Consider the following 19,222-nt stretch of genomic DNA (forward strand, 5'->3'; position numbering starts at 1 on the left):
AAGATAGCGCTTAGCTTATCTTTGTCTTTCTTTACTTTGGTTCTTTAGTTCTTTTTTTCTTTGAACTCTCAAAGGTTTCTTATGCTGTTTTATTGTCTAGGTTCTTCGCTGTTTTTTGCGACAGCTTAAGTAGTTTATCACATCTCATCAATGTTGTCAACTGTTTTTTTATTTCCAAATCTTTATAAACCGGAATGAAATCTTATCATATTTAACAACTAATGTCAAGTATGTTTTTCATTTTGTTTGCCGTCCTCATCGACAGCTTTGTTAGTTTAGCATAACTCGAATTCGATGTCAACTGTTTTTTCTATATTTTTTTATCTTATATTCAGTCTATGTGTTCCAAATTCGAAGTGCTTAATAATTGTAGCTTACTTGATTGCCTTTGTCAATCCCCTTTTTATCTTTTTAGTTTTCCTTTTATATTTGGACTTTTGTAGCTTAATTGTTAGCGAACAAATCTATTATATGAAGTCACCGGCTAATGTTTCATTCAAAACATATGCTTATCATTATAAATTTCAATATTTATGAGAATTTTAACGAATTATGTAAAATTATAGATAATATTGTTGAGTTTAAAACCTAATTATAATATAATTATTTAAATGCTACAAATTATACAGGATGGTGGATATATGAAAAACGCATCAGTTAATAATCTTTCTTCATCTGAATTATCTTATTTTTGTACTCAGGTTGCAATGATATTGAAATCGGGAATGCTGATTTCTGACGGTATCAACTGGATGTACACTGACATGGAAGATGGAAATATTAAGCAGGTTCTTGGCTTGTTAAGATCCGAACTTTCTGGCAAGGTTCCTTTGTATAAGGCAATGGAAAATTCCGGTTGCTTTCCTCCATATATAATAAATATGTGTCAGATAGGAAGTATGACAGGGCGGTTGGATGATGTATTAAACGCTTTAGCAGAATACTATGATAGAGAATCGTATTTAAAATCAAAGATACGAAATTCTGTATTTTATCCCTTAATGCTGTTTATTATGATGTCTTTTGTAATTATTATTCTTGTCACAAAAATATTTCCAATATTTGAAAGCATGATCCAAGAGCTAGGATATACTAAAAACTCGTTTGCAATATCTTTTTCAACAGGTGTCATTATAGGTAAGGTTGTCTTAATTACTGTGCTCGCATCAATGATATTAATTGCTGTTGCATACATACTCTCCCGTACAGACAGCGGAAAAACAATTTTAAATAAACTTTTAAATAATTTTGTCTTTTCAAAATCAATAATGAAAAAAATTACTGCTTACAGATTTGCTTCAAGCATGTCTTTGCTGTTATCAAGCGGAATGAATGTTGAAAATTCAATTAACACACTTCTCGACATAGTACAAGAACTCGAACTAAAAAGCAAAATCAAAAAATGCAGTGATTATTTAAGTTCGGGAAATGACTTTGTTGAATCAGTTTCAAAATTATCATTGTTTTCGAGCATGCATTTACAAATGCTCAATATGGGTCAGCGAACAGGAGAAATGGACGTTGTAATGAGAAAACTTACAAACATATACGAATCTGAAGCAGATCAATCTATAAATAGAGCGGTTTCGTTGATAGAACCAGTTCTTGTAGGTACCTTGTGCATTGTAATCGGATTTATATTGATTTCTGTCATGCTTCCTTTAATGAATATAATGTCTTCAATTGCTTAAGAAAGGATTTCTATGTTGAAAAATATTAAATTAAAAATCTTTACAATAATTTTTATTATTTTTTTTATCTGCTATTTTTATAATTCTGTTGAAAATGTTCATAGTTCAGCTGAAAAGGAAAAGTACGACATATTAGCAGATGCGATTAAGAGAAGTGCTGTTCAGTGTTACGCAATTGAAGGATTTTATCCACCTGATATTACGTATCTGGAAAATGAATACGGATTAATTATTGATCATAACAAGTATGTAATAAGCTACTCTATTTTTGCTTCAAATATAATGCCTGATATAGAAATATATTTAAAATAAGGAAGAGCTAAATGATTAAAGAAAAAAATTCAAATAAATTTTCGTTTCAATTTGTTTTTATTATGCTTCTTTTCCTGATGATTGTTATTTTATCAGTAATGATTATATTGCTTGGAAAAGATGTATACTTGGGTATTAATTGCAATAGGAACTCTAATTATACAAAAAGAGTTTCTTTGTCATATGTTTCAAATAAAATACGTCAAAATGACGAGAACGGCAATATCCGTATTGAAGATATAAATGGCAATAATGCAATAGTCATAACTGAAACATATGATACAGAAAATTACGAAACATGGATTTATTATTATGATAACAGCATTTACGAAATGTTTACAGATGCAGGCATGAAATTTAATCCTGATGACGGAATGAGGATAATGGATGTAGAAAACTTCGAAATAGAAAAACTTTCTAGTGATTTGTACAAGTTTACTACATCTGAAAATGATAAAACTTCTGAACTTATAATAAATTTATATTCTGAATAAGAGGTTAAAATGAAAAACAAGGTCTCTATAAACTTAGAATTATCTCTGGTTGAAATAATTATATCCATATTAATATTCGCCGTATCCGGAGTAATAATCTTAAACTGCTTTGCAGCAGCAAAATTTACCCAATTAAAAGCAAATGATATGGTTACAGCCGGTAATATAATACAATCAACTGCAGAAATTATTAAGTCTTCTAATAACATAGATGAAATGAACGATTATATGGATAGTAACTTCAATGCAATTAAATCAAATGGCAATAACATAAGTTATATAAACTATTTAAGTAATACCTGGACTGCATGTTCAGAGCATGACAGTGAATACAGCATAATGATTGAAATCAGCAGTTCACACAGAAGCTCGGGAATTCTAAAAGATATTGTAATAACCGCTCTAAAATCAAAACCATATCCATTTATTGACAGGGAGCACAATAGTACAGTCGTATATAAAATCGAAACCAAGAAATTCTTCCCGCTTAACGATGTAAGGAGGTAGCTGTGGAAAACAGAAAACATAAATCTTCCAGTGTATCAATTGGTATGGGAGGATCTCTCATAGTAATTATATTTGTCTCTTTATGCCTTACAATTTTTTCCGTATTATCATTTACAACTGCTTATTCTGATTTAAAATTGTCAAAAAAAACAGCTGAAATGAACTTTGATTACTATAAGGTTCACGGAAATGCTGAGGAAAAGCTGGCTGAAATATATGATACGCTTATTTCAGATAAAGACATAGAGAATATATCTGATGCTGTACTTTTACTTGATCAAGTTAATAACATCTCAATAGTTGATCAAACTAATGATTCAGCGAGAATTTATTATGAATCAATTGGTGAAAAAAATCAAAAAATCTGTGTAACATTAGTCATTAGCTTCGATGAAAGCACTCAGCAGCCAAATTATTATATTGAAAAATGGAAATTATCATCAATTGAGCTGCCGGCTTACGAAGAAGAAAACTACAACCTATGGGAAGGATTTGAATAAACATGAAGAAAATTATAGATATTTTTAAATATGCTATTGAAAAAAAAGCTTCGGATATTTTTATTATAGCAGGAATACCTCTTTCTTATAAAATAATGGGAGAAATTGTTTCGGCTGATGATATTCCTCTGACTGCAGAAGATACTTATGTAATTATTTATGAAGTCTTTAAAATAGCAAAAAAAGATAACATTGATGAATTATATAATATCGGAGATGCTGATTTTTCATTTTCTGTACCAAAGCTCGGAAGATTCAGAGTAAGTGCATACATGCAGAGAAATTCATATGCAGCTGTTATACGGTCTGTTTTTTTTGATCTTCCTGATCCAAAAAAATTAGGTATACCTGATGATGTAATGAACTTATACACAAAGACCAAAGGACTGATTTTAATAACAGGGCCGGCAGGCAGCGGTAAATCTACTACTCTTGCATGCATAATCGACAAAATAAACAGTGAACGCAACTGCCACATAATGACATTTGAAGATCCAATTGAATTTATACATAAGCACAAAAAATCTATAGTAAGTCAAAGGGAAATAACTACAGACTCTAAAGACTATGTATCCGCCCTTCGCTCTGCACTTCGGCAAGCCCCTGATGTAATGCTTATCGGTGAAATGCGAGATCTGCAGACTATAGAAATTGCTCTTACAGCAGCTGAAACAGGGCACCTTGTTCTTTCAACCCTTCACACAACAGGAGCCGCAAATACTATGGATAGAATAATAGACGTATTCCCTTCTAACCAACAGCAGCAAATACGAATACAACTGTCAATGCAGCTAAGAGCTGTAATATCCCAGCACTTGATTCCTTCTCCTGTTTTAGGCAGAGCTGCTGCATTTGAAGTTATGGTAGTTAATAATGCTGTTTCAAATTTAATTAGAGACTCTAAAGTGCATCAACTAAACAGTGTCATTTATTCTTTGGACGGAAAAGGAATGAAATCTATGGATACAAGTATTTTAGAGTTATATAGAAGCGGAATGATAACAAAGGAGAATGCCTTGCTCTATGCCATGGATCCAGATGCAATGGCAAGAAAATTAATATAAAAATTCAGGGAGGGCTTACGCCCTCCCATGCATTTAATATTCATATTTTTTTGTGTAATATTTTGAATCTATTAGTTTGTTCGTCTGTTCTATAACCCTAGGACTATTGGATTGTTTCGCTGTCGAAGCAATTGTCGAATCCATAAGCTTCCAATGTTCTCCGTCAAAATACATCTCATTTAAGGTTATCCACCCTGTTTCTTCTGTATAAACTTCATTCCAAGCGTGGTATGCGCTTAAATTTGACGAATACCCAGTTACAAGCTTTGTAGGAATTGATTGTGATCGAAGCATGGCTGCCATTACAGACGAATAATCAAAGCATATACCCTTATTACTTTTAAGTATCTCATCCGGAACAGGAAGATACCCGCTCTTTACTGTCTTTGCCTTATCGTTGTCGTATACAATGTTTGAAATTACATAATCATATATAACATCTACTTTTTCTATATCTGTTGCTTTCCCTTCAGTAAGCTCCTCTGCTTTTTTTGCAGTGTCAGATTCGTCTGAATAATTCACCATTTGATTTGATACTAAATATGGAGCATTTGGATCAGTTAACTTAACATCAATACTTATGGTCTGTTTCGTAGCATATTTGTTTGAACTAATGTTTTCAAACACTTTGATCTTATACTTTCCGTCTCCCATCTGAAGTGGAAATGTATCATATTCTCCTTTATTGTTTAAGTCATATGTATATTGCTCAGATTCTTTTTCAATTATTACCTTAAGCTTTTTTGTAGTTTCATCTAAATATCTTACTTTTATATAGCCATCAGCAGAATCCGATACATCAATTTCCGATTTTGATCCTTTGTACAAATCTTCACCATATGCAGCAGATGAAAAAGCAATTATCATAATCAATGAAATAATCAATATTCTTAATATTTTCATAGCTCGTCAACTCCTGTATGTAGGCCTTTTCATATTCAATGGCATAGAAAAAGCTTTGCTGGAGACAGCAAAGCTAACAATCATAAATGTACCAACGTACAGCAACTGGCTGTCATACCATTTTCATGGGTTAGACCCTATAGCTTTGCGCCATTTCCTTTAGAAAATTTTGCCTATTTAATTAAGTTAATAGTATCATACCCTCATATGTTTGTCAACAAAATAGTTGAATATATGACGTTATATTTACTATTCTCTTTTTATGCTATAAAACGCAGCCTCTGTTCCATTATAATAGCCGTACTTCTTAAGTTGCATGCCCATATTTATCAGTGATTTTATGGCTCCTACATTATTTATATCCGTTACCGCCGTAATTTCATCAATTCCCAATTCATATAATCCATAATCAACAATTGCTCTGCTTAATTCAGATGCATATCCCTTATTCCAGTATTCTGGTAGAATTTTTGTTCCCAGTTCGACTCCTTTTATTTTATTTGAATATATTAAACGTGTTATACCAATTATTTCACCTGTTTCTTTTATTGCTACCGCCCAGCTGTTCAATTTGTTTTTTTTATATTCATTTATATATTTCTTTATCTGCCTTCGGCATTCTTTTTCATTACTTAATTTAACCCACGGTAAAAATTCAATAATTTTCTTATCACTTTCTATTTTATAAAGGCTTGGAACATCTGCTTCCTCAAATTCTTTTATAATTAACCTGTCAGTTTCCACAACAATATTCATTTCTTACCTCACTCCATAATTTATTTCTTGTAATATATTATGTTAACAGGAGTTGATTGTGTTATTCTTTTGAATGGCTGTTTTTTATGACTTAATATTCAAATAATTTTGTGAGGTTTTTGTACGATTTAGAGTAAAAAAATAAACCTACCATAATTTGATAGGTTCATCTGTTAGTGCGGATGAAGGGACTCGAACCCCCACGGTATCCCGCTAGATCCTAAGTCTAGTGCGTCTGCCAATTCCGCCACATCCGCGAAGTCGCTTTCGTCAGCAACAAAATTGATTATACTACTGCGCTGCTACTTTGTCAAGATTTTTTTTACACGATTTTTTTTTAAAATTTACAAGTTTTTCAAAGCTATCTATTATCTCAATATTATTGCTGAATATTGATGTTTGTTTTGCAAATGAAAAGCTCGTTGTATACGCAACAGGCTTGTTATAAGCGTTCGCAAATTTAACAGTATGCGAAGTTCCTCCTCTCTGTCCTCCTTCTATCACAATTATTCCGTCAGAGAGAGCAGCAACAATCCTATTTCTATCTATAAAGGCATGTTTTTCTGTCTTTGCGTTTGGAGGCAGCTCTGATACTATTGCGCCGCCGTTTATAATTATCATATTATACAAAACTTTGTTATTCTTAATTACATGAAGATGCCCTGAAGGTATAACTGCTATTGTTTTTCCTCTGGCTTGTAGACATCCATTATGAGCAGACTCGTCACAACCTGATGCAAAACCACTTACTATGCAGCACTGCTCCTCTGTAAGTCTCTCTGCAAAGATTGAACTGACTTCGTATCCCTCCTGTGAAGGATTCCTTGATCCTACTATAGCGATGATGTTTTCCTGATTAAGTAAATTCTGATCACCATCTACATAAAGAATTAATGGTTTATCTTCTATAGTCTTAAGCCTCTTCGGATATCTTTCATCATATATGCCTATAATTTTAATCTTATTTTTTTTACAGCATTCAAAAATTTCCAATGCATCTCTTTCTATTTTTTCCAGGTCAATTTTAAGCCTCTTAACTCCCATATCCTTCAACAGCTTTACTATATCGTGAAAGTTATTTAACTTTATTTTCTTGTTTTCAATGTATCTTAAAATTTTAGTTATTGTTTTTCTTCCTAAACCATTAACCAGCTGTAATCTGATTATATCTTCGTTGCTTACCATCTCATTCCCCTTATTTCAATAATGTAAGGTCTATCCCTAATCCCTAGCATAGTCATGTTTCTACATTTTATCACATATTACTTCAAAAAAAAACTCTTCTTTTTAAAAGAAGAGTTAAGAAAATTTAATTATTTATCCTATTGTTACCAGTGAATCTCCTGTGCTAACCGTTGCTGATTTAGAAATATAAATTTTATTTATTACTCCGTCCTTAGGAGATACTATCTCATTTTCCATTTTCATTGCCTCAAGTATAAATAAAATATCTCCGGATTTAACGCTTTGGCCTTCTGACACTTTAACATCTAGTATAGTGCCCGGCATTGGAGCTGATATCGTTTCACCTTCTGTACTATCAGATTGTACTTTTTTTACAGGTGCTACCTGCGGCGCAGGTTCAACCCTGCTGGCAGGTTCTTTCTCAACCTGTACAGGCTGCTGTACAGGTTGATATGTAAATGCCCCTTGATTTGCACCAACCTCCTCAACTTCTACTGCATATGCTTTTCCGTTTACAGTTACATTAAATTTTTTCATTTTATCCTCCGTTATCTCATTAACTTAATTCTTCCGCTTAATGCCCATATAGAGTCAATTTCAGAAGTTCTCTTTATATTTTTTACAATAAAATCATCAGTGCTCTTACCTAACATACATGCAATGGCAGCAGTTATGGCAGCAACAACCTCTTCTTCTTCGTCCATTAATGATAATGCTGCAGCTATTGCTGCTGTTATTTCATCTTCTTCTGCAGCAGTATGGTCATTAATTTCAAACTTTTCGTCATTTTTATTTTTAAATAATTTATTTAAAAAACTCATCTATTTTACCTCTCTACAGGGGAATATTGCCATGCTTCTTTTCTGGCTTTAAAACTCTTTTACCTGTTAACATGTCAAATGAACTTATTATTCTTTTCCTTGTCTGTGAGGGTTCAATGACTGCATCAACATATCCTCTTGCTGCAGCAATATAAGGATTTGCAACGGTATTTCTATATTCCTCTATTTTATTTCTGCGCGTTTCATCTTTATCTTCTGAAATTTCTATATCCTTTTTAAATATTATGTTTGCAGCACCTTCAGGTCCCATTACTGCTATCTCCGCTGTCGGCCACGCCAATACCATATCTGCACCTAATTCTTTATTGCACATTGCTATATAAGAACCGCCGTATGCTTTCCTTGTAATTATGGTAACTTTGGGAACTGTTGCTTCTGAATATGCATACAGCATCTTTGCCCCGTGTCGGATAATCCCTCCGTACTCTTGGTGAGTGCCTGGTAAAAATCCAGGAACATCCATTAATGTAAGAAGAGGAATATTGAAAGCATCACAGGTTCTTATAAATCTTGCCGCCTTGTCAGATGCGTTAATATCAAGACATCCTGCCAATGCTTTTGGCTGGCTTGCAATTACTCCTATACTTCTTCCGTTTAATCTCATAAAACCCGTTACTATGTTCAAAGCGTAGCAAGGTTGATATTCCATAAATTCTTTATCATCAGCAATAGAATAAATTACATCCTTCATATCATATGCTTTATTTGGATTTTCAGGTATTATATCATTCAAGGATTCATCTATTCTGTTTAAATCATCGTTAACTTCCTTAGCAGGTGCTGTTTCCAAATTATTTTGCGGTAAAAAGCTCAATAACTTTCTTATATGTCTCATACATTCTTCCTCTGAATCATCAACAAAATGAGCAACACCGCTTATTGAATTGTGAGTCATTGCGCCTCCCAATTTTTCACCGGAAACAACTTCACCTGTAACAGTCTTTATTACATTCGGTCCGGTAATAAACATTTTACTTACATTTTGAACCATAAATATAAAGTCAGTCAATGCAGGAGAATAAACCGCCCCTCCAGCACACGGACCTAATATGACAGATATTTGAGGAATAACCCCAGAAGCAAGTGTATTGTTATAAAATATTTTTCCGTATCCTGACAGAGCATCCACTCCTTCTTGAATTCTGGCTCCGCCGGAATCATTTATACCGATCAATGGAGCTCCTACTTTTATTGCCATTTCCTGAGCTTTTACTATTTTTGCTGCATGCATTTCTCCCAATGAGCCGCCTATGACAGTAAAATCCTGTGCATATATGTATACTAATCTACCGTCTATCGTTCCATAACCCGAAACGACACCTTCACCCGGTGCAGATTTCTTTTCCATTCCAAAGTTTGCGCACCTATGCTCAACAAACGCATCTAGTTCCACAAAACTATTTTCATCAAGCAGCTTTATTATTCTTTCCCTAGCTGTAAGTTTTCCGTTTTTGTGCTGTTTATCCACAGCCATCTGACCGCCGCCAAGCATTATTTTTTTTGTTTTTTCTCTGAGTTCCGCTATTTTTTCGTTTGGCAATTTTTTTCTCCTGCCTTTCTTTACATATATGGTTGCCAATATATAAAATAATAAATTTCAACGATAAAGTCAAACATTAAATTTATTACTTTGACTTTCAAAGTATATTATATTATAAAATTCTTGTCAATATCTTTATACTCATAGAATGTTTATTTCTTTAATACTATATACAATAAATCAATTTCCGTTGTACTGCATATATTGATAATACAAGGATTATAATAGAAAGGTGTGTTCCTGTGATTATTAAGAAAAATCAATATACCAAAACAAAACCATCTAGGAATATAAATATGATTTTTAGAAAATATGGCACTCATAATAACCTTAAAAGAAAAGAACGGAAGGTGATATAATGGAACTTCAAGTACCCGGGTTCGTCGATAAATCAATAAATGAAGAAGCTTTTCCGGGCAGTCCATTAGTTCTTGGAGATAGTGGCCCAGCCGTCCTAAATACAAAAAATGCTTTGAATGCTATATCTGTTAATTTTCCTTCTATTCCTAAAATATCTCCCATAACGCCTACATTTGATGAGTCAATGGAGATTGCCGTCAAACAGTTTCAGCACATATTTAATCTACCTGTAACAGGAATAATAGACAAAATAACATGGTATGAAATAAGAAAAGTATTTTCTGCTGTAAAGAAACTTGCTCAAACAACTGCAGACAACTCTCTGGCTGCTGAGATACTGCCAAACTTAGGGAATGGCAATGAATCTCTTGAAGTTATTCCAAAAGTTCAGCTTGTGCAGTATTTCTTAAATGTATTTTCAGCTTATCATTCATCCATACCTGCCGTAGATATAAATGGCATGTTGAATACCATGACTATAAATTCGATAACAGAATTTCAAAAAACATTTAATATTCCAGCAACCGGAGAAATCGACTGTGAAACCTGGAACAATATGTATTACAGCATGCAGGGGATACTTAACACTTTGCCGCCTACTGCTATTTCGCTTCCCGCGCTCTTATATCCGGGTGAAACATACAGCGAGGGTTCAGAAGGCTCCGAAGTTTATATTATGCAACAGTACTTAGAATTTATTTCAAATGCTATTCCTGACATTCCTTCTATAGATCCTACTGGTATATTTGATTATATCACAACTGAATCTGTAATTGCTTTTCAAACTTTGTACGGGATAACACCTACCGGTATAATAGAACAGCAAACTTGGAATAAAATTGTGGATGTATACAGGCAGCTTAGATTTTCAGACAATAGACCGACAAGTCAATTTACAGACACTGTTCTTGAACAAACTGAATGAAACGAGGTAATTTATGAGCACACCTGAATCTAATATAATAATACCTGCACAAACTCTTCCTCATGTGATTGTTCCTTTTCCACTGGAAATAACTGTACATCTGGGTTCACCTGATGATAAAAGTGCGTTAAATGTTACAGTGCCGTATATAGATTATATAAAAAACGTTGCTTCCAGCGAGTTGTATCCTACCTGGCCGGAAGAAGCGCTCAGAGCAAACATTTATGCTATAATATCAACTACTATGAATAGGGTTTTTACTGAATGGTACAGATCAAGAGGCTACGATTTTGACATTACCAGTTCTCCTCAATATGATCAAGCATACGTTCCAAACAGAGGTATATTCAGCAATATTTCAGACTTAACTAATGAAATATTCGACCAATATATTACAAGGTCCGGACACGTGGAGCCTTTATTTGCCGTATTTTGTGATGGACGACAGGTCCAATGTAATGGCCTTCTTCAATGGGGAACCGTAGACTTAGCAAATCAAGGCTACGATGCTTTAGATATTTTAAAGTACTATTATGGTAATGATATTCTTCTTGTTGAAAGCAATATTCCTACAACTACAACAGAAACATATCCCGGTTCACAATTGAAGCTTGGCGATTCTGGAATATCAGTATTCCGAATGCAGCATTCGTTAAATAAAATTTCCGAAAACTATCCTGCTATTCCCACCGTGGATATTACCGGTTACTTTGATGAAAAAACAGAAGAAGCAGTAAAGGTATTCCAAGAAGTTTTTGGTCTTCCCGTTACAGGAATTGTTGACATGGAAACGTGGTACTTTATCAGAAGAATCTATGTAGCTGTCGAAAGGCTGTATGAATTAAATACAGAGGGTTTATCGCAACAAGAACTGTTGGATTTGTATGCGAATGTTATTTTAGAGGAAGGAAATCGTCCTGTTGTCGGACTGCTCCAATATTTTTTAAATGTACTTTCCTCTGTTTATCCTGCAATTCCTGCTGTAACAATTGACTCTTATTATGGCCCCGAAACTACTGATGCTGTTAAAGTTTTTCAAGAAATAATGGGTTTGCCTCCTTCCGGTATAGTAGATCTCAGAACATGGGCTGAGATCTACAAGGCTGTTTATGCAATTTTGACAAGTGTTCCTGTAGAAGATATCTACCTTCCTCTCATCAATTTTATGGGAATGGAATATAGAGAAGGCATGAATAAAATATATCCGGGAATTCTTATATTAGACATAATGTTGAATTATCTGTCTACTAAAATACCGGAAATACCTGCCGTCAAAATAGATGGAAATTTTAGTGAAGATAAAGCTGCTTCTGTAAGAGTATTTCAAGAGCTGTATGGTTTAGAACCCACAGGGGTTGTAGATGCCCAAACATGGAACATGATAATGAATATATACAGAAATTTCAGATATGCTGAAACTTAATATTTTTCAGTAACAAGAGTGCTAAGCGCTCTTTTTTTATTAGAAAAGCCCCCCTATATGGCATGCGGAATCAAAATACAAAGTTCCATGACGTAAACTTTTTTATATTGAAGCTATTGACAAATATAAATCATTTGCTAAAATAATAGTGTAGCTGGCACTCATTTATATCGAGTGCTAACAAATGCACGATTTAATTACAAACAAGCTATAGATAAAGGAAGGGATGTATTATGGCAAAAAAACAATTTAGATCTGAATCTAAAAGGCTTCTTGATCTTATGATTAATTCAATTTACACACACAAGGAAATTTTTTTGAGAGAGCTTATTTCAAATGCAAGCGATGCAATTGATAAAAGCTACTATAAATCTTTGACAGATAGCAGTATAGAATTTAATAAGGATGATTTTTACATAAGAATTTCTCTAAATGAAGATGACCGGACTCTAAAAATATCTGATTCAGGAATAGGCATGACAAAAGAAGAATTGGATTCAAACCTTGGAACAATTGCAAAAAGCGGATCTTTTGATTTCAAGTCAAACAGTGAAGCAAAAGAAGGCGTTGACATCATAGGGCAATTTGGAGTAGGATTCTATTCTGCTTTTATGGTTGCTGAAAAAGTAACCGTAATAAGCAAGGCACTAGGTTCAGAGGAAGCGTATAAATGGCAGTCTAACGGTACAGACGGCTATACGATAACTTCATGCGAAAAAGAAACAACAGGAACAGACATAATAATTACAATAAAGAAAAATACAGATGATGAAAATTATGATGAATTTCTTGATCCGTACAATATAAAATCGCTTGTAAAAAAATATTCCAACTTCATTAAATACCCTATAAAAATGATGATGAAGAAAAGAAAATTGGAAGAAGGAACCGAGAACGAATATAAGGATTATTTTGAAGATGAAATATTAAACAGCATGGTTCCTATATGGAGAAAAAACAAAAGTGAGCTAAAACCTGAAGACTATGAAAATTTCTATATGGACAAACATTTTGGATTTGAAAAACCTTTAAAATACACTCACGTAAGCGTTGAAGGAATCACCAGCTACAATGCATTACTGTATATTCCGTCAAGAGCCCCCTTTGACTTCTATACAAAAGAATTTGAAAAGGGTCTGGAGCTCTACTCAAACGGAGTGCTTATAATGAATAAATGCAGCGACCTTCTTCCAGATTATTTCGGATTTGTTCAAGGACTGGTGGATTCGGCTGATTTGTCTCTTAATATTTCAAGAGAAACTTTGCAGCACGATAGGCAGCTTCAATTCATTGCCAAGAAAATAAAAGAAAAAATAAAAAGTGAGCTTCTGGCAATGCTAAAGGACGATAGAGAAAACTATCTGAAGTTTTTTGAAAACTTCGGAAGATCCTTAAAATACGGGTTGTATAGTGAATGGGGAGCAAACAAGGAAACTCTGCAAGATCTGGTTATGTTCTATTCTTCAACAGAGAAAGCACTGGTAACATTAGATGAATATGTGTCCAGAATGAAAGAAGACCAAAAATACATTTATTATGCTTCCGGAGAAAATGTAAACCTCATTGCAAAACTTCCTCAAATAGAGCTTGCAACAGACAAAGGATATGAAATACTTTTCTTCACAGATGAAATTGATGAATTCTCAATTAAGGTACTCGCAAAGTATAAAGAAAAAGAATTCAAAAATGTATCAAATGCAGATTTAGATTTAAAATCAGATGATGATAAGAAGAGTTCAGAAGAAAATACGGATATATTTAATTATATGAAGGAAGCTCTGTCAGATAAGGTTAAAGAAGTAAGAGCCTCCAAGAGATTAAAAACTCATCCCGTGTGCCTGGCCACCGAAGGCGAACTGTCGATTGAGATGGAGAAGGTGCTAAACGCCATGCCAGACAATATGGCCGGTGATGTTCACGCGGAAAAAATACTGGAAATAAACACAGACCATCAAATGTTTGAAAAAATCAAACAGTATTACCAAGATGACAAAGAAAAGCTGAAAGTACTGTCTAATGTATTGTATGACCAGGCACTTCTTATTGAAGGATTAGCAATTGAAGACCCTGTACAATATGCAAATAACGTATATGAGCTTATTGAAAAATAATAATCTTACATTATAAATTAAGAACTTAGGTTGAAGCTGACCTAGGTTCTTTTAAATTTCAATCTTTTACCGTTTGCAAGACATCATTATTTTATTAATGATGTAAATGCTCTTTTTTTCTCCTGCTGAGCAATTATTAAATATCTTATTTTTTATGGATTATTATACCAAAATAATCTCAATATTTTATTCATAACATATATTAATAGAGTAAAATAAATTTTAGAGGTAAACAATGATATACAGAAATTCTGAAATCAGTAATATAGATGTAAAATATCAAAATTTCATACCAGGCGGACCTCCTGTTAATTTTGTTATAATTCCAGAATATATAACAGTTCATCTTGGCAATCCTGATGAAGAGGCAGAAAATATAATTGTTCCTTATATTAATTATATCAAAAATGTTGCATCCTCTGAGCTTTATCCAACATGGCCTGAGGAGGCATTGAGAGCTAATATTTACGCCATAATATCTTTTACTCTTAACAAAGTGGGTCTTGAATGGTATCGTTCAAGAGGGTATGATTTTGACATTACAAATTCAACCCAGCATGACCAGGCATATGTTGAAAACAGAGGCATCTATGACAACATAAGCAACATTACCGATGAGATATTCAATCATTATGTAGTAAAGGGCGAACAAGTTATACCATTTTCAACTAAATATTGTGATGGCAGAATCTCACAGTGCGACGGACTATCTCAGTGGGCTACGGTTGACCTGGCAAACAACGGTTATTCCGCATTAGATATTTTAAAATATTTTTATGGCGAAGATATTTCAATCAAAACAGACACTCCTATAGGAGGCATAGGATTGACTTTCCCAGGAAAACCTCTTATGTTAGGTGATTCAAGTATTATCGTACTAAGAGATCAATTAGCATTAAACAGAATATCTGATAATTTCCCTGCTATTCCAAAAATCCCCGTCACCAGCGGATACTTTGATGAGTATACCGAAACATCAGTCAAAGAATTCCAGAGAATATTTAATTTGCCGGTTACAGGTATCATTGACCAGGCAACATTTTATAAAATACGGGAGATTTATGTAGCTGTTACTGAATTAGCCGAATTAACTGCGGCAGGATCAATTTATGAAGAAATTTACGGCATAACAATCGGAACTTTGCTTCAGGGCGATATACGCCCAAGGGCAACATATTTGCAATATTTTTTGTATGTTTTATCTTTGTATTATAATAGCATTCCGTCAATTAATCTTACCGGCATATTTGATGAACCGACAAGACTGGGAGTAATAGAATTTCAAAAAATAGTAGGCCTTCCTGCCACAGGTATTGTAGATACAGAAACATGGAATAAACTGTACGAAGCAATCCGCGGCGTATTTAATACACTTCCTCCTGAAGAAGTTTACTTGCCATATTTCAGATACCCAAGCATTGAATTTGTTAAAGGAATGGGACTGGAACAGCCAGGTGTTTCATTTATACAGCAAATGCTGTCTTATATATCATTGACGATACCATCGATACCTCCTGTACCGGAAAACGGAATATTTGGCGAAGAAACAGAAAAAGCAGTTATAGCTTTTCAGAATCTTTTTGGTCTTGAACCAACCGGAACAGTCAATGAAGCCACTTGGAATGAATTGAGCCGAGTCTACAGAGAACAAAGATATTCGGGAATAATTGCCCCGCAAGATACGGTTTAATTGTAATGCAAACGATAAGTTCTTCGAAAAACACTTATTAGCACCAATCAATAAGCTTCCGTAATTTGTTCAGTGCATAATTCAAGGCTGTTAATAATATACATGCATACATAAAAAGCTATTAAATTTTTCTACGGTAAAAAATCAAGCAAACTGAAAAGCAATTTTAAGCGTAAATTGCTCAAAATTGCTTTTCTTTAATAAACTGTATATTTTTATTGTTCAAAAAATTCTTCAAGAGTTAGCCCTGATTCATATACATCCGTAGCCATCTCCACTCCCAAATATCTTATATGCCACGGCTCATACATATATCCGGTAATATCTTCCTTTCCTTTCGGATAACGAACTATAAATCCATAATTATGTGCATTTTCTGATACCCATTTGCCTTCGGCCGTTTCTCCGAAAGTATCATCTAAAGCAAAATTCATTGCCTCGCAAGTTATATCCATAGACAGCCCCGTCTGATGTTCGCTTTGCCCTGGTTTTGCACTAAATGTGTCCGCAGCCGCCTGACCGTGATTAGCAACATAAGAAGAATACAGCGATGATTGTGTATTGTAGGACCTATAGCCCGAGCGTGCATATAGATCGTATCCTTCTTCCTTTGCAGCAGCAAAAAGATTCTTCAAAGCCTCATATGCAGCCTCTCTAAGCTGATTCACCTCAGGATTTAAAAGCACCGTAGGAAGCTCTGTTATTTCCGTCAAATCTTCCGGCACATAATCGCTGGGTAGATTATTGACCCTATTTACCAGCACATCTATTGCTCCGGGATTTCCTACTGTTACTACTTCTTCAATCTCTAATGACTCTTCGGCATCTGGATTCTCCTCAGACTCTGAAGGGATTTCTTCCGGTTCTTCCACAGGATCAGGCTGTTCAACAGGAATCCCTTCCTGTTCTTCGATACCATTATCTGACGGTTCCTCATTCACAGGTTCGTTGGGAATATTATTACTACCTGGTGTATTATTATCTGCTGATATCTTTTTTATAATCATTATAGATCCAAATAAAATCAGTAACAATGCTATAACTAAAATTAAAACTCTATCCACTCTAATTCTCTTTTTATGTTTCATTTTCTTTCCTTCTATAATTTCTAAAGTTTTTTCCACATTATAATTGCATCTTCAATCGGCTTTGAATAGTAACGAGGTCTCTTTCCTACTGATACAAATCCAAATTTTTCATAGAGGTTTATTGCCGGTATATTTGTCTCGCGAACCTCCAGAGTCATAGAACTGATCTCCGAGCATCTGCATATTTCCACCATTTTGCTTATCAGCATTCCGGCTATGCCTCTATTTCTATACTCCGGTAATATTGCAACATTGGTTATATGGCATTCATCCAAAATTCTCCACATTCCCATGTAACCCACAATTTTATCATCTTCCTCTGCGCACTGATAATATGCCAGTTCATTTACTAATTCCTTTTCAAGAGAAGCTCTTGACCAGGGTAGGGAAAAGCACATCTTTTCGATTTGAGTTATTTGATTCAAATCATCGCTGCGCATACCTCTGATTACTACCATAAATCCCCCTTATTTCTTATTTCGTTCCGCCTGAGACATCCTTAAATACTGAGGTCTAAAATCAGACGCCTGAACAAATTCCCCCATCAATGCCATGTCGTAGCCTATGGACGCCAAGGTGGAAGCATTCAAAAAATTATACCTTCCAGGTGCAAAATACGCCCTTTGCCTTAATTTTTTTTCAATTATATCTCTGTAATTAACTGCTCCATCTCCGTTAAATATAATGGGTTCTTCATATTCATTCATCATTTCCAGCATATCGTCAATATTACAAGGATACTGCTCCTTGACGGTTGAGATCTTTCCTTCGTTCCATCTGTAAACTCCTGTATAAATTCTGCCTGCTTTCGCATCCATTACAGGAACAATAAGCTTACTTACGTCAAAAACATTTGCTGCAAGCGACTTTGTCGTCGGGATATTGGCTATGGGAATATCAACAGCAAATGCAAGGCTTTTTGCAATAGCAGCTCCTATTCTCAATCCCGTATATGATCCGGGGCCCTCTGATATTGCAATTACATCAATATCCTGTATTTTAATATTCAGTTCGTTCAATAACTCTTCTATTAAAGGCATAAGCTTTTCTGAATGTGTTTTTTTGTGATTTAAAGTATATTCACCCAACAAACTACCGTCTTCAGATACTGCACATGATGCAGCTATAGATGCCGATTCAATTGCCAGTACTTTCATATTTATTCAGTTCCTCTGCTATTTTTTCATAGTTTTTCCCATTACCGCTTATATTCATTATGCGACAAGTATCGGAAAGCCGTTCTATTTTAATATCAATTCTCTCCTTTGGAAGTATACCTTTTATTTTATGTGACCACTCAATGATTGTTGCCCCCTCTGAATAAATATATTCATCATATCCTAAATCATACATAGCCTCCTCCGAGTCTATCCTGTATACATCCATATGGTTCAGCTTCAGTCTTCCTTCGTATTCTTTAATAATTGTAAATGTTGGACTAGTTATGTATTCTTTAACACCAAGTTCCGATGCTATAAACTGCGTAAGTGCCGTCTTTCCAACGCCCAGGTCACCGTCAAGGCATAGCACGCTTCCCTTTTCCAAACTGCGTCCTATAATTCTGCCTACAACCTCAGTATCTTTTAAATTGTTTACCGTTAATTTCATAATGCTTCCTTAGATTAGTTTTATCCCTGCGCTTTCACCTATGGCTGCTATTAAATAAAATCGCAGATATTTATTTACCGTTTCATTATACATTTGCAGGTTTAAAAAATCAAGGAATGTTTAGTTTGTGTCTTCGGGAAAAATAATTTTCATTCCATGATATTAAAAACCTAAATAAAAAGCATACTTTCTTCGCCTAAAACTACTTAGTATATCGCAAGGC

20 protein-coding genes, 1 tRNA gene and 1 riboswitch are annotated in these 19,222 nt (G+C 34.2%); of the genes, 10 read left to right on the plus strand and 11 right to left on the minus strand.

Annotated elements, in window-relative coordinates; translation table 11 throughout:
- The first annotated feature begins 641 nt into the window (after window positions 1-641).
- Genes RBQ61_RS14110 through RBQ61_RS14135 form a run of 6 tightly spaced genes read left to right on the plus strand, consistent with a single transcriptional unit; the run spans window position 642 to window position 4,568 of the window.
- Window positions 642-1,691 carry a type II secretion system F family protein gene (locus RBQ61_RS14110; RefSeq protein ID WP_308137863.1) on the plus strand — a complete coding sequence of 350 codons (1,050 nt, stop codon included), beginning with the start codon at window positions 642-644 and terminating at the stop codon, window positions 1,689-1,691.
- A gap of 12 nt (window positions 1,692-1,703) precedes the next feature.
- Window positions 1,704-2,003 carry a hypothetical protein gene (locus RBQ61_RS14115; protein WP_308137864.1) on the plus strand — a complete coding sequence of 100 codons (300 nt, stop codon included), beginning with the start codon at window positions 1,704-1,706 and terminating at the stop codon, window positions 2,001-2,003.
- An 11-nt stretch (window positions 2,004-2,014) separates the two neighbouring features.
- Window positions 2,015-2,497, plus strand: coding sequence for a DUF4860 domain-containing protein (locus RBQ61_RS14120; protein WP_308137865.1), 483 nt, complete (start codon window positions 2,015-2,017; stop codon window positions 2,495-2,497).
- 9 nt (window positions 2,498-2,506) lie between these two features.
- Window positions 2,507-3,004, plus strand: a complete 498-nt coding sequence (locus tag RBQ61_RS14125; RefSeq protein WP_308137866.1) for a hypothetical protein — start codon at window positions 2,507-2,509, stop codon at window positions 3,002-3,004.
- Between the two features lie 2 nt (window positions 3,005-3,006).
- Complete coding sequence (locus RBQ61_RS14130) at window positions 3,007-3,504, plus strand: hypothetical protein (RefSeq protein WP_308137867.1); 498 nt, start codon at window positions 3,007-3,009, stop codon at window positions 3,502-3,504.
- 2 nt (window positions 3,505-3,506) lie between these two features.
- The gene (locus RBQ61_RS14135; protein WP_308137868.1) at window positions 3,507-4,568 is read left to right on the plus strand and encodes a type IV pilus twitching motility protein PilT; all 1,062 of its coding nucleotides are present in this window, start codon (window positions 3,507-3,509) and stop codon (window positions 4,566-4,568) included.
- Window positions 4,569-4,601: 33 nt separating this feature from the next.
- Here the strand turns inward: RBQ61_RS14135 and RBQ61_RS14140 are convergent, their stop codons facing one another.
- The 7 genes from RBQ61_RS14140 to RBQ61_RS14170 all read right to left on the minus strand — a co-directional run bounded on the left by RBQ61_RS14140 (window position 4,602) and on the right by RBQ61_RS14170 (window position 9,746).
- Window positions 4,602-5,471, minus strand: a complete 870-nt coding sequence (locus RBQ61_RS14140) for a transglutaminase-like domain-containing protein (protein WP_308137869.1) — start codon at window positions 5,469-5,471, stop codon at window positions 4,602-4,604.
- 97 nt (window positions 5,472-5,568) lie between these two features.
- A riboswitch (cyclic di-GMP riboswitch) is annotated at window positions 5,569-5,655 on the minus strand.
- 65 nt (window positions 5,656-5,720) lie between these two features.
- Window positions 5,721-6,227: a GNAT family N-acetyltransferase gene (locus RBQ61_RS14145; RefSeq protein ID WP_308137870.1), complete on the minus strand. Its 507-nt coding sequence runs from the start codon at window positions 6,225-6,227 to the stop codon at window positions 5,721-5,723.
- Between the two features lie 177 nt (window positions 6,228-6,404).
- A tRNA-Leu gene (locus RBQ61_RS14150) sits at window positions 6,405-6,484 on the minus strand.
- Window positions 6,485-6,518: 34 nt separating this feature from the next.
- A complete protein-coding gene (locus tag RBQ61_RS14155; protein ID WP_308137871.1) occupies window positions 6,519-7,412 on the minus strand; it encodes a DNA-processing protein DprA in 894 nt (297 codons plus the stop codon).
- 132 nt (window positions 7,413-7,544) lie between these two features.
- A complete protein-coding gene (locus tag RBQ61_RS14160; protein WP_308137872.1) occupies window positions 7,545-7,949 on the minus strand; it encodes a biotin/lipoyl-containing protein in 405 nt (134 codons plus the stop codon).
- A gap of 11 nt (window positions 7,950-7,960) precedes the next feature.
- The gene (locus RBQ61_RS14165) at window positions 7,961-8,233 is read right to left on the minus strand and encodes a hypothetical protein (RefSeq protein ID WP_308137873.1); all 273 of its coding nucleotides are present in this window, start codon (window positions 8,231-8,233) and stop codon (window positions 7,961-7,963) included.
- A 13-nt stretch (window positions 8,234-8,246) separates the two neighbouring features.
- Window positions 8,247-9,746, minus strand: coding sequence for an acyl-CoA carboxylase subunit beta (locus RBQ61_RS14170; protein WP_308140127.1), 1,500 nt, complete (start codon window positions 9,744-9,746; stop codon window positions 8,247-8,249).
- A 406-nt stretch (window positions 9,747-10,152) separates the two neighbouring features.
- On the opposite strand from RBQ61_RS14170, the gene RBQ61_RS14175 reads away from it, so the two are divergent.
- From RBQ61_RS14175 to RBQ61_RS14190, 4 genes are all read left to right on the plus strand, one after another.
- The gene (locus RBQ61_RS14175; protein ID WP_308137874.1) at window positions 10,153-11,079 is read left to right on the plus strand and encodes a peptidoglycan-binding protein; all 927 of its coding nucleotides are present in this window, start codon (window positions 10,153-10,155) and stop codon (window positions 11,077-11,079) included.
- A 13-nt stretch (window positions 11,080-11,092) separates the two neighbouring features.
- Window positions 11,093-12,502 (plus strand): peptidoglycan-binding protein, encoded by a 1,410-nt coding sequence (locus RBQ61_RS14180; RefSeq protein WP_308137875.1) that lies wholly within the window; start codon window positions 11,093-11,095, stop codon window positions 12,500-12,502.
- Between the two features lie 233 nt (window positions 12,503-12,735).
- Entirely contained in the window at window positions 12,736-14,613 is a 1,878-nt protein-coding gene (gene htpG / locus RBQ61_RS14185) for a molecular chaperone HtpG (RefSeq protein ID WP_308137876.1), read from the plus strand.
- 235 nt (window positions 14,614-14,848) lie between these two features.
- Complete coding sequence (locus RBQ61_RS14190; protein WP_308137877.1) at window positions 14,849-16,303, plus strand: peptidoglycan-binding protein; 1,455 nt, start codon at window positions 14,849-14,851, stop codon at window positions 16,301-16,303.
- A 215-nt stretch (window positions 16,304-16,518) separates the two neighbouring features.
- Here RBQ61_RS14190 and RBQ61_RS14195 read toward each other — a convergent pair whose 3' ends face one another.
- Genes RBQ61_RS14195 through tsaE form a run of 4 tightly spaced genes read right to left on the minus strand, consistent with a single transcriptional unit; the run spans window position 16,519 to window position 18,999 of the window.
- Window positions 16,519-17,427, minus strand: coding sequence for a M15 family metallopeptidase (locus tag RBQ61_RS14195; RefSeq protein ID WP_308137878.1), 909 nt, complete (start codon window positions 17,425-17,427; stop codon window positions 16,519-16,521).
- Complete coding sequence (gene rimI / locus RBQ61_RS14200; RefSeq protein ID WP_213926125.1) at window positions 17,412-17,849, minus strand: ribosomal protein S18-alanine N-acetyltransferase; 438 nt, start codon at window positions 17,847-17,849, stop codon at window positions 17,412-17,414. Before rimI ends, RBQ61_RS14195 begins: the two co-directional genes overlap by 16 nt.
- 9 nt (window positions 17,850-17,858) lie before the next feature.
- Window positions 17,859-18,548, minus strand: coding sequence for a tRNA (adenosine(37)-N6)-threonylcarbamoyltransferase complex dimerization subunit type 1 TsaB (gene tsaB, locus RBQ61_RS14205; RefSeq protein ID WP_308137879.1), 690 nt, complete (start codon window positions 18,546-18,548; stop codon window positions 17,859-17,861).
- Complete coding sequence (tsaE, locus tag RBQ61_RS14210; RefSeq protein WP_308137880.1) at window positions 18,529-18,999, minus strand: tRNA (adenosine(37)-N6)-threonylcarbamoyltransferase complex ATPase subunit type 1 TsaE; 471 nt, start codon at window positions 18,997-18,999, stop codon at window positions 18,529-18,531. The genes tsaB and tsaE overlap by 20 nt, the downstream gene beginning before the upstream one ends.
- Window positions 19,000-19,222 lie beyond the last annotated feature (223 nt).

It is taken from the genome of Sedimentibacter sp. MB35-C1 (assembly GCF_030913635.1).
Lineage (GTDB): Bacteria > Bacillota > Clostridia > Tissierellales > Sedimentibacteraceae > Sedimentibacter.